We start from the raw sequence: 10383 nt of genomic DNA, 5'->3' as shown, positions 1-10383 counted from the left end.
CGGAGTTCGGAGTTCGGAGTTCGGAGTTCGGAGTTCGGAGTTCGGAGTTCGGAGTTCGGAGTTCGGAGTTCGGAGTTCGGAGTTCGGAGCGGCATCATGGGGGCGAGATGCCGATGTCAAGCTCCGGTTTCGTGGATTCTTTTTCTGCGTTCGTCTGCGTGTTGTGCGGATGATTCCGTCTTCCCGCCGGGTGAGCGCGACCTTCGGGGAAGATCGGACCCGGTTCTACGACGCCTCCGAACTCCGAACTCCGAGCCCCGAACGCCGAACTCTTTCCCCCTCTTCCCGCCGTGGTCGCCGTGGCTCGCCGTGGTCGCCGTGTGAACTCTTCCGCTGCGCCCGTCGTGTGACCGTGTGAACTCTTACGTTGTGCCCGCCAAGCCCGCTGTGCCCGCCGTGTGACCACAAAAACCCGAATCTGGCATAACTTCTAAAAATTCTCTAAAATGCTGCGTTTCCCAACCGTCCGTACGCCGCTTTAGAGTAGAGGCAGTTTACCAGAAGGTTCCAGCATTCCCTACGGCCCGGCAAGCCGCTCGCAAATTCGAGCGCTTACGGGCTGATCCGGGCGTCATGGGGCTTCACCGAGTGTTTGTTGAATGATGGGGCATGGGGTTAGTACTTTAGTTGCAGGGGCCTGTATTTCTTTTTTTTCCTTGAAGGCGCCTGCCGAGAGCAGCATTCCGGCGATCGTGGCGCGCGCCAAAGAAGCGGTCATCCAGGTCAACGCCCTGGATGCGCAAGGGAACCTGTTGAGCACCGGAACGGCTTTCTTTATCCGGAACGACGGGACAGCAGTCACCAATTCCCACGTCATCCGGGGGGCCTCGCGCCTTGTGGGCTTGAGCAGCAGCGGTTCAGAATTCCGGTGTGAACAGGTGCTTGGCGAATCAGCGGAGGCCGACCTTGCGATTCTCAAGTTTGCCTCCGGCCGGGTACCCTGCCTTGAGCTGGATTCGTCCCGTGCCGCCCGTCAGGGCCAGCGCGTGCTGGTCATCGGCAACCCGAAGGGTTTGCAGGGGACAGTCTCCGACGGGCTGATCTCCGCGTTTCGAGATGCCAATGCGCTGATCCAGATCAGCGCGCCCATTTCGCCGGGGTCAAGCGGCTCGCCCGTGTTGAACGAGGACGGCAAAGTGATCGGGGTGGCATTCTACCAGTTGGTGAATGGCCAGAACCTCAACTTCGCGATTGCCTCCGACGAAGTGGCGAAAGCGGCGCGGATGGCCGGGGTGGGCGATCTCACTTCCGTCTCGGTGGAACCGCCGGTCGCCGCGCCCGTTCCTACGCCGGACTTCCGCATTCACAATCGTGAGGATCGTGCCCGGTACCAACAGGCGGCTAACGCCGGCAACGCGGAAGCGATGCGCGCCTTGGGTTGGTGGTATCAGAACGGCTCAGGCGTCACCCAGGATTATGTCCAGGCGCTGGAATGGTACCGGAAAGCCGCCGAGGCCGGCGACGCAGCGGCGATGACCAACCTGGGTTATCTCTACGATAAAGGACTGGGGGTCACCCAGGACTACACGCAAGCCCGGTATTGGTATGAAAAGGCGGCCAACGCCGGGGAGCCCATGGGCATGAACAACCTTGGTCTCATGTACCAAAATGGGTGGGGGGTCACCCAGGACTACGCCCAGGCGCATGCCTGGTATCAAAAGGCGGCCACGGCCGGCAGTGCATGGGGCATGAAGAATCTGGGCTGGTTGTACCGGGACGGGTTAGGCGTCGCCCAGGATTATCAACTGGCCCGGGAGTGGCACGAGAAAGCTGCGGCGGCCGGTAACGTCTCAGCGATGACTGACCTGGGCTGGCTGTACCAGAATGGGTTAGGCGTCACTCAAGACTACACCAAGGCTTGGGAGTGGTACCAGAAAGCCGTTCAGGGGGGTGACCTCCTGGCCATGACCAACCTGGGCTACTTGTGCGACCGAGGCTTAGGTGTGGCCCAGGACTATGCCCAGGCGTTCCGGTGGTACCAACAGGCCGCGGACGCCGGGGAACCCAACAGCATGGGAAATCTCGGTCTCATGTACGAGTGCGGCTTGGGCGTCGCCAGGAACTACGATACGGCCCGGGAATGGTACCGGAAATCCGCCAATGCAGGCAGCGCCCTGGCGATGAATCGTCTCGGCATGCTTTACGCAAAGGGCCTGGGCGTGAACCAGGACTATGCCGAGGCGATCCGATTATACCGCCAGGCTGCGGACGCCGGGGAACCCATGGGCATGAACAACCTTGGCCTGATGTACCAATACGGCTGGGGCACCGCCCGCGATTACGGCCAGGCCTGCGAGTGGTACCGGAAAGCCGCGGAGGCCGGCTATCCGGATGCGATGAACAACCTGGGCTGGTTGTACCAGAACGGCTGGGGTGTGGACCGGGACTACGCCCAGGCGCAGGAGTGGTATCAAAAAGCCGCCAAGGCCGGCAACGTGGCGGCCCTGACGAACCTGGGTTACCTGTACGGTGCGGGCCTGGGTGTAGCCCGGGACTATGCCGAGGCCGCCCGCTGGTACCAGCGGGCCGCGAACGCCGGAGAACCGATTGGTACGAGAGATCTCGGCGTCCTGTACCAGTACGGCTGGGGTGCGCCCCGGGACTACGGCAAGGCGCGGGTCTTGTTCCGCCAGGCTGCCAACGCCGGCCATCCGGATGCGATGAACAACCTGGGCTGGCTGTACCAAAACGGCTGGGGCGTGGACCGGGACTACGCCCAGGCGCAGGAGTGGTATCAAAAAGCCGCCAAGGCCGGAAACGGGGCAGCCCTGACGAACCTGGGTTACATGTACGGTGCGGGCCTGGGCGTGACCCAGGACTATACCGAGGCCGCCCGCTGGTACCAGCGGGCCGCGAACGCCGGAGAACCGGTCGGCATGAACAACCTCGGCCTCATGTACCAGAACGGCTGGGGCGTGGACCGGGACTACGCCCAGGCGCGGGATTGGTTCCAGAAAGCCGCGGAGGCCGGGTACCCCGCTGCGATGAGAAACTTGGGGTGGCTCTACCAGAACGGCAACGGCGTTCCCCGGGACTATGGCCAGGCCCGGGATTGGTATCAAAAGGCGGCTGCCGCCGGTGAAGTCACGGCCATGACGAATCTGGCTTACTTGTACGCCAACGGTCTGGGAACCGCCCGTGATGAGGCCCAAGCCCGCGCCTGGTATAAGAAAGCGGCCATGACCGCGGTCGTGGTGAATAACGGCAGCCTGGCACAGTAACGATCAATCACGACAGTCCGGGCCGGGGTTCACCTTCCGCCCGGCCCGCCGTTTCATGCGGGAGCCGGAAGACCGCGTCTACCCGTCCGAGGCAGAAGTTGTTACCGCTGCGTTTGAGGTATCGCACCTCGAGCCGGCCGTCGTCGATGATCACCCCGCGGGCAGTCATGTATTTCAGGAAACTGCCGGTGTTGATCACCACGCGCCCGCCACGGCGCCAAATCCCTGGACAATGGGTGTGGCCGATGACGGTGAAACGGGCCTTGGGCCGGAAGAGGTGCGTCATGTCCGCAGTGAGCCCCGGGGTCTGCCACCAGGCTTGCAGGATTTTGAATGGCCGCCAGGGTGGCCAGAGTTGGTGCATCACCGTGTGCAAGCCCCCCCATTTCTTGTGCTTGCGGGTCAGGGGCGCCTCATGCATTTGAAGCGTAATCGAGGTGCGTTTGGTAGCCAGCAGGCGCTGCTCAAAACTGGTGTACGCATCCTCACCGAGTTGTTTCAGAAACTCCTCGTGCGTTTCCCGGTAAGACTTTGCCGCCCGGCTCCAGGGGGCTACGCCCAAAAAGAGGATATCCCCGTGCGTAACCAGCAAGGCGCCGCCGTGCAGGTCCAGGTGGTCAATGCTGGAGATGGTTGGATCATGGTTGCCCGTAATGAAGATGGCTTTGCTGCCGGCGCCATGGCAGACGCGGCCCAGATCGGCCGCGAGCTTGCGCCCAAGCGGCCTGTCCTCCGGATTTCGCATTTCGGCCGTGTCGCCGTTGAAGATGACCGTGTGAAACGGCTTAAACAACGGCTCCAGCTGTTCCGGGTGGCGAATACGCGATGCTCGGTGGCCCAGGTGCAGATCGGAAATGATCAGGACCGGGTCCGTCGGGGTAAGATTCATTCAATATTTCCGATTACCGAAACGGACACCGAACGGCGGGAACCATGCCTGCGGTGTTCGTAAAGGAAGAGTCCCTGCCACGTGCCGAGCTGAAGCGTCCCTTCTGCAACGGGGACCGATTCGGACGTACGGGTTAACACCATCCGGATATGGCTCGGCATGTCGTCAGGACCTTCCAGCGTATGGACAAAATAATCTTCCCCTTCAGGCACCAAGCGTTTGAGGAACCCCTCCAGATCGCGCCTGGCAGTCGGATCGGCGTTCTCAAAGATTACCAGGCTCGCACTCGTGTGGCGGACGAAAACCGTGGCCAAACCCGTCTTAACACGGCTGGCGTGAACGGCCTGGGCCACCTGATCGGTGATCTCGTAGGTGCCTTGCCCCTGGGTTCGAACGGCAAACTCAGCGTTATGTGCGGTGAACATAGATCGCGTCGACCAGACGCAACGATTTTTCGTTCGGAAAAAGCCCTGGTTCCATCTGGTTCATCACGTACGCGAATGAAATCTCGTGCTCAGGATCGGCAAACGCGTGCGAACCGCCCGCCCCGGGCTGGCCGAAGGCGCGCACGGATGGGCCGAATAAACTGCGCAGTTTACGCCCTTCATCCCGAGGACCCGGCGCAGGTACGCCCGTCGTATCATCCACCGGGTCCATCATAAACCCCGCGCTGAATGCGGTGGGCACTTTCAGGATTTCATCGGTTCCGGAAGTGGCGGGGGTGGAGACGGCGCGCAACGTTTCCGCGTCGAAGAATTCGTTGGGCGTACATAGAAGCCGGTAGAAACGGGCCATCCCGTCAGCCGTCGCGATCCCGCCGAAGGAGGGCAAAACGTGCGCACGTACCGAGGGCGCGTTCATCGAGGACGGGGGCGCCAGGCCGGCGGGGTTGCTGAACGCAAGGCGGCTCAGCGAACCGGGATCATTCAGGGCGGCATAGAACGGATCTTCGGACGAAGCGTCCCGGGCTTTCCGCGGCGCCTGGATCGGTGCGACCATTTCAGCGAGCGTTTGGGGCAGGCCGATCCAGATGTCGAGGTCCAGGGGATCGCCAAAGACCTGGCGGAAGTACCGGCCGACGTTCACTCCGCCGGTGATGCGCCGGACCAGCTCGTCGACCAGGAAGCCGTAAGTGCGCGCGTGGTAACCGTGGCGGGTGCCCGGTTCCCAAAAGGGCGCCTGGCCGGCCAACGCACGGACGACGGCTTCGTGGTCCAGGACCGACACCGGTTCACCTCGCAACGCCGGTTGGCCTGCCTGATGGCTCAACACGTGCCGGAGAGTCGTGCGCTCCTTTCCGGCTTGCCCGTACTCCGGCCAGACGCGAGTAACGGGAGCATCCAGGCCGATGCCGTGCCGTTTGCAGGCGTGGAGCAGGCAAGCGGACGCTACCCCTTTGGTCGCGGACCAGATCAGCACCCGCGTCTGGAACGTCCACGGCACCCGGCCGGCGCGGTCCTGGAAACCGGCTGCCAGCTGAACGACCGGTTCCCCGCGGCGATAGACCGCAACCGAGGCCCCGATTTCCCCGCGGGTTTCGAAGTTCTGTGCGAATTCCTCCTTAAACCGGTTCAGGTCCATCAGAGCAAATCACGAATGCCGGCAAGGTCCGGGTCGCCCTTCGCAAGGTCGCGGAACGCTTTGTCCAGACGAAAGCTGGCTCGCAGGTACGCCTGGGCCGACTCCACGTTGCCGAGCACCGCGTCGTAACAGCCGAGATTATAGTAGTAGATCGGTTCCTCCAGCAGGCTTGCCGGCCCGTCCAGCAGGGTCTGCTTGGCGTTGGCCGTGGCGCCAAGCTCGTGCAGGCAGAAGGCCTTGTGAATGAACCCGAAACTCTCGCTGGGAAAAAGCTCGCAAATCCGGCTGCTGAGCTCTAAAGCCCGTGCCCAGTTCTCCATCTGCAACCAGATACTGACCCGCATCCGGAGCGTCTCCGCACGGTCCTGGTTCTCGGGAGGCAGGCGATCCAATTCGGCCAACGCTTCGTTCTGCATGCCGAGTTCAAAGTAACCCTCCGCAGCTCGGATCTGCTGTTCGAAAATCATGAAGCGGACGTCGTCTCTTTCGCGAGTTCCGGGTGCTCAATGAGCTGAATGCGGTGAATGTGACGGCCGCCTTCAAACGGCGTTTCCAGCCAGACTTTGACGATCTTGAGCGCTTCCTCCTCAGAAATGGTGCGCTCGCCCAGGGAAAGCACATTTCCGTCGTTGTGCGCGCGGTTCCAGATCGCAACCTGCTCGGTCCAGCAAAGCCCGCAGCGAATCCCCGGAACTTTATTTGCGGTGATGGCCTCGCCGTTACCCGACCCGCCTAAAACGATGCCGCGTTCCGCTTCACCCCTGGCCACGGCTTCGGCGGCGGGCCGGATAAACAGCGGGTAATCCGTCGGTTCTGCCGAATGGGTTCCAAAATCGATAACCTCATGACCTTGGCCGGTAAGGAATTCCTTGATTTTTTCCTTGTACCGGAAGCCAGCGTGATCCGAACCGAGCGCGATTTTCATGTCCGCACAGTGAAACCTACCCGCCCGTACAATCAACGAAAAATCATGGTCACAAACTCAATCGTCGTGCTTCGGCAATTCCCGCGGGGTGACTCGCAAGGTAAGCAGCTCGGTTCCGCGGATCACGGTCAGGTCCGACGTGCGTCCGATTTCATCGCCGACCAGGAAGCGGTGCAGGTCATCAATGGAGGCGATCGCTGAACCCTTAAAGCTCAGAATCAAATCGCCGCGCTGCAACCCTGCCGCCGTGCCGGGACCGCCCTCTTCGAGCCCGCCCACCATGACCGCAGTTGTCTGCTGCAGCCGGTGGTGGCGCACCAGCCGTTGGTGAATGGTGGCGTTCTGGCCGGCAATCCCGAGGTAACTGCGCCGGATCTTACCGTCCCGGATGAGCCAGCCGGCCACCAGTTGCGCGGTGTTGGACGCGATGGCAAAACAGATGCCTTGCGCCGGAAGAATCACGGCCGTGTTGACGCCGATGACTTCGCCGCGGGAATTGACCAGCGGGCCGCCGGAGTTGCCGGGATTCAGGGCCGCGTCCGTTTGCAGGATATCATCCATGAGACGCCCCGACTGGGCGCGCATGGATCGGCCCAGGGCACTGACGACCCCGGCCGTGACCGTCTGCTGGAAGCCGAACGGGCTGCCGATGGCGATGGCGATCTGGCCGACCCGCAGCTTGCGTGAATCGGCAAACAAAAGGTGTTGCAGGTTGGGCGCGTTGACGCGGACGATGGCCAGGTCGGTATCGGGATCGTCTCCCACCAGGGTGGCGGGAAACGTACGGGCATCGGCCAAAGTTACTTCTATGCGTGTGGCGCCGTGCACCACGTGGGAGTTGGTCAGGATAAATCCATCGGGGGCGATCACGAAGCCGCTGCCCCCGCCTTCCTGATGGGGTCCGCGCCCGTTTCGTACCCGGATGTTGACCACGGCCGCCGCGGCGCGCTCCACGACGCCGGCCACGGTACGCGAATACGCGTCCAGGAGCAGGTCGTCATCAGCCGTCGCGGTAGGGATAGCCGCCACGCTGGCAGGATCAATTTTTTCAGGGTTAGGCGCGAGGACCGGAGTCCATGCGCCGGTAGAATCGGAAAACATAGGCGGTTTAACGTAACTGTATCTGTTACAATTTCAAGCGGCGCCTGGCGGTTTCCTCCCGCTCAAGAGCCGTCCCCCCTGTCGTCACCGCTCAGGATGCTGCCGGGACCCGCTCCAGCCGGGCCAGCACGTCGGCCAGCGTAACCCGCTTCAACTCGCGTTCCATCGCCCCCAGGAGTTGTTCCTGCACTTCACTCATGACCCGATCAATCCTGGCGCCTACCGGGCAACAGCGCGAAGGTTCGTTCGGATGGAGCGCGAACGCCGTCTGTGGATCCACCGCGTGCTGAATCTGCCAAAGGGTGACCTCGGAGGGTGCCTTTGCCAGATAGGCACCGCCCCGGGGTCCGCGCACCGTACCGATCAGCCCTGCGTTCTGCAGGTCGACGAGCAGGCGCCGGATTACCACCGGGTTGGTATTAACGGTGCCGGCCAGAAAAGACGACGAACAAAACTCCCCGGGCTTAAGGGCGAGCACGGCCAGGACATGAACGGCGAAAACAAAGCGGCAACTCCGCATAATCAGGAAACGATCGGGAAACCTAACTTACCGGATCACGTCCCCGAATGCCACAAATGAAGGGTAACGGGTGTCGGGTGTCGGGTGGAGTTCGGTCACACGGCGGGTTTGGCGGGCACGGCGACAGAGTTCACACGGCGAACACGGCGAGCTACGGCGACCACGGCGAGAAGAGGGGAAAGAGTTCGGGGTTCGGAGCGGCAGAGAATGCCACGAATGAAGAAGCGCCGGGTCTGGTAATCTTTTTCTGCGTGTTCTGCGGATGATTCCTGTCTTTCCGCCGTGTTCGCCGTGGCCCGCCGTGTTCGCCGTGTGAACTCTGTCGTTGTGCCCGCCAAACCCGCTGCGGCCGCCGTGTGCCCTTAATCTGTGTCAATCTGTGTAATCTGTGGATGTTTCCTCTTTTCTGCGTGTTCTGAGTGTTCTGCGGATGATTCCTGTTTTCCCGCCGGGCTGGGGCTGGCCTCCGAAGGCGGGCCAGGTGTCGGGCTTGGGCTGGCGGTTGCCGTGGGGGTGGGAGTCGGCGTCGGGGTTGGTGCCAGCAGGTCCGGCCACGCCCATAGTTCTCCTTGGTAGCCCCCGATTTCACCGAGCAGGCTTTCGCAACGGGTGCGTAGCTGGGCGAGGTCCGGCGGGCCGGGTTGAGATTCGGCGCTTCCGGGAAACACCAAATAGGTAACTGCGACGTCGCTTACCGGCCGGTTCAGCGCATTTGCCTTGGCGTTGAGCGTCGTCGCCAGCCGGAGCGAGCCTTCACCCATTTTGTAAGATGGCCCGGCGTCGCCGAGTAAGGCCGGGTAGAGTTTACCGCGAAAAATCACGACCACGTAATCCCCGAACTTCGGGGTAAAGGGAAGCGCGGGCGGGCGCAACATGAAGCCGGGCAGCACGATGTACGGATCGTTCATCGCGACGAGGTAGCTGAACCGTTTGAGATCGGCGATCTGGCGTTGGAACTCGTCAATCAGTTCACGGACCGCCTTTTTGCGGTCAGGCGACGTGCCTTTGGCGTCGAATTCAGCCTGTAAACCCTTGAGCCGATTCTCCCGGTCGGCCAAAAACTGGCTGGGCCGGTCCGTTCGCTTGGACCAACGGTAGCTGGTGAACGGTTGGAAATTCGGGCTGGACCCGTCCACCGCGTAGGTGCGGTCTGCATCGGAGCCGTCGGCGTTGACGTCCATCGGCGCCTGGATCAGCAGCGCTTTGCGGCCGCTCGCCGTCCCGGTCAATTCAAGCATCGTGTTGCAGTCAAAGAAATTCTGGCGGCTGACCATCTGATCCAACCGTCCAAGCGCGCGACTCAGGTTCTCTGTTTTGAGCCGGTAAAGCCCATAGTAGCAGGTGGAGACTTTTGCCGCCTTCAGGAGCTCAGGGAGTTGCGGCAGCGTGCTGCTCAGTTGCGGGTCCGGCGTCTGCAATTCGTCCAGGGTTTGCGCCGGCTTCGGCACGCGCACCTGCACGTCGAGGTTCAGCACGTAAGCGTTGGGATCTTTTTTCTCCAGCGCAGCAATCTGGCCTTCGGCGGAAGACAGGCGGGAATGGATTTCGAATCCGTTAAAAAGCTGGGCGACCTCGTAGCGCGACCGGGGGAGGAACGTTTCGGGGGAGGGCACCGGGGTGGGGATGGGTGCGAGTGAAGGGGACGGCGATGGCGTTGGCGTCGTCTCGGCCGTCTGAACGGGCGAAGTCTCGGGAGGCGGTTGCTCGGACAAGGTTACCGGCTTCTTTGGAACGCACCCCAGGCCGGCCCCGAGCCAAAGCAGAGCCACCAGCCCCCGCGTGATTCCGGGCGCGCGATTCGGCCGTTTCCGCATGCTGCCGCGCCCTTTATCGCAGCCAAGCGACCAGGGTTAGGACGATACAGATCACGCTCAACGCAATCATTGGAATGGCAGGCATCGGCCTGCGTTTGGCCCAGTAGGTCCGGCCAAAATGAGCGATGAGCAGAACGGAAACCAGGATCGCCAGGATAAACGAGGGTTGGGAGGGACCCAGGATCGCGGCTACGATCAACAGGGCGCAGGTGATCACCCCGGCGATGATGGACGGCCGTGATTTGGCCCGGACATAACCAAGGACGCCGCCGATCAGGGCGAACAATCCGAAAACGATGTAATAGGTCTGAACGGTCTGGAGCATGGCGGCT

The 10383-nt window shown here is 62.1% G+C and carries 10 protein-coding genes; 1 reads left to right on the top strand and 9 read right to left on the bottom strand.

Annotated features, from left to right (window positions below; translation table 11 throughout):
* Positions 1 to 656: 656 nt before the first annotated feature.
* Positions 657 to 3221 (top strand): SEL1-like repeat protein, encoded by a 2565-nt coding sequence (locus JO015_04760; GenBank protein MBV9998409.1) that lies wholly within the window; start codon positions 657 to 659, stop codon positions 3219 to 3221.
* 7 nt (positions 3222 to 3228) lie between these two features.
* Here JO015_04760 and JO015_04755 read toward each other — a convergent pair whose 3' ends face one another.
* From JO015_04755 to JO015_04715, 9 genes are all read right to left on the bottom strand, one after another.
* Complete coding sequence (locus tag JO015_04755) at positions 3229 to 4110, bottom strand: metallophosphoesterase family protein (protein ID MBV9998408.1); 882 nt, start codon at positions 4108 to 4110, stop codon at positions 3229 to 3231.
* Positions 4107 to 4535, bottom strand: a complete 429-nt coding sequence (locus JO015_04750) for a YjbQ family protein (GenBank protein ID MBV9998407.1) — start codon at positions 4533 to 4535, stop codon at positions 4107 to 4109. The genes JO015_04755 and JO015_04750 overlap by 4 nt, the downstream gene beginning before the upstream one ends.
* On the bottom strand, positions 4519 to 5691 hold the full coding sequence (locus JO015_04745) for a beta-lactamase family protein (protein ID MBV9998406.1): 1173 nt from the start codon (positions 5689 to 5691) through the stop codon (positions 4519 to 4521). Before JO015_04745 ends, JO015_04750 begins: the two co-directional genes overlap by 17 nt.
* Positions 5691 to 6158, bottom strand: a complete 468-nt coding sequence (locus JO015_04740) for a hypothetical protein (GenBank protein ID MBV9998405.1) — start codon at positions 6156 to 6158, stop codon at positions 5691 to 5693. The genes JO015_04745 and JO015_04740 overlap by 1 nt, the downstream gene beginning before the upstream one ends.
* On the bottom strand, positions 6155 to 6616 hold the full coding sequence (gene rpiB / locus JO015_04735; GenBank protein ID MBV9998404.1) for a ribose 5-phosphate isomerase B: 462 nt from the start codon (positions 6614 to 6616) through the stop codon (positions 6155 to 6157). The genes JO015_04740 and rpiB overlap by 4 nt, the downstream gene beginning before the upstream one ends.
* Before the next feature lie 57 nt (positions 6617 to 6673).
* A complete protein-coding gene (locus JO015_04730) occupies positions 6674 to 7717 on the bottom strand; it encodes a trypsin-like peptidase domain-containing protein (protein MBV9998403.1) in 1044 nt (347 codons plus the stop codon).
* A gap of 91 nt (positions 7718 to 7808) precedes the next feature.
* Positions 7809 to 8237 (bottom strand): Rrf2 family transcriptional regulator, encoded by a 429-nt coding sequence (locus tag JO015_04725; GenBank protein ID MBV9998402.1) that lies wholly within the window; start codon positions 8235 to 8237, stop codon positions 7809 to 7811.
* A gap of 362 nt (positions 8238 to 8599) precedes the next feature.
* Positions 8600 to 10051 (bottom strand): glycoside hydrolase family 75 protein, encoded by a 1452-nt coding sequence (locus tag JO015_04720; protein ID MBV9998401.1) that lies wholly within the window; start codon positions 10049 to 10051, stop codon positions 8600 to 8602.
* A 13-nt stretch (positions 10052 to 10064) separates the two neighbouring features.
* Entirely contained in the window at positions 10065 to 10376 is a 312-nt protein-coding gene (locus tag JO015_04715; GenBank protein ID MBV9998400.1) for a TMEM14 family protein, read from the bottom strand.
* Between the last annotated feature and the right edge of the window lie 7 nt (positions 10377 to 10383).

It is taken from the genome of Verrucomicrobiota bacterium (assembly GCA_019247695.1).
GTDB lineage: Bacteria > Verrucomicrobiota > Verrucomicrobiia > Chthoniobacterales > JAFAMB01 > JAFBAP01.
This window is presented reverse-complemented; position numbering and strand designations above follow the sequence as displayed.

Coding starts and splice junctions, on each gene's coding strand:
- JO015_04715 (MBV9998400.1), bottom strand. CDS start 10,376: ATGCTCCAGACCGTTCAGACCTATTACATCGTTTTCGGATTGTTCGCC.
- JO015_04740 (MBV9998405.1), bottom strand. CDS start 6,158: ATGATTTTCGAACAGCAGATCCGAGCTGCGGAGGGTTACTTTGAACTC.
- JO015_04720 (MBV9998401.1), bottom strand. CDS start 10,051: ATGCGGAAACGGCCGAATCGCGCGCCCGGAATCACGCGGGGGCTGGTG.
- JO015_04725 (MBV9998402.1), bottom strand. CDS start 8,237: ATGCGGAGTTGCCGCTTTGTTTTCGCCGTTCATGTCCTGGCCGTGCTC.
- JO015_04755 (MBV9998408.1), bottom strand. CDS start 4,110: ATGAATCTTACCCCGACGGACCCGGTCCTGATCATTTCCGATCTGCAC.
- JO015_04745 (MBV9998406.1), bottom strand. CDS start 5,691: ATGGACCTGAACCGGTTTAAGGAGGAATTCGCACAGAACTTCGAAACC.
- JO015_04730 (MBV9998403.1), bottom strand. CDS start 7,717: ATGTTTTCCGATTCTACCGGCGCATGGACTCCGGTCCTCGCGCCTAAC.
- rpiB (MBV9998404.1), bottom strand. CDS start 6,616: ATGAAAATCGCGCTCGGTTCGGATCACGCTGGCTTCCGGTACAAGGAA.
- JO015_04750 (MBV9998407.1), bottom strand. CDS start 4,535: ATGTTCACCGCACATAACGCTGAGTTTGCCGTTCGAACCCAGGGGCAA.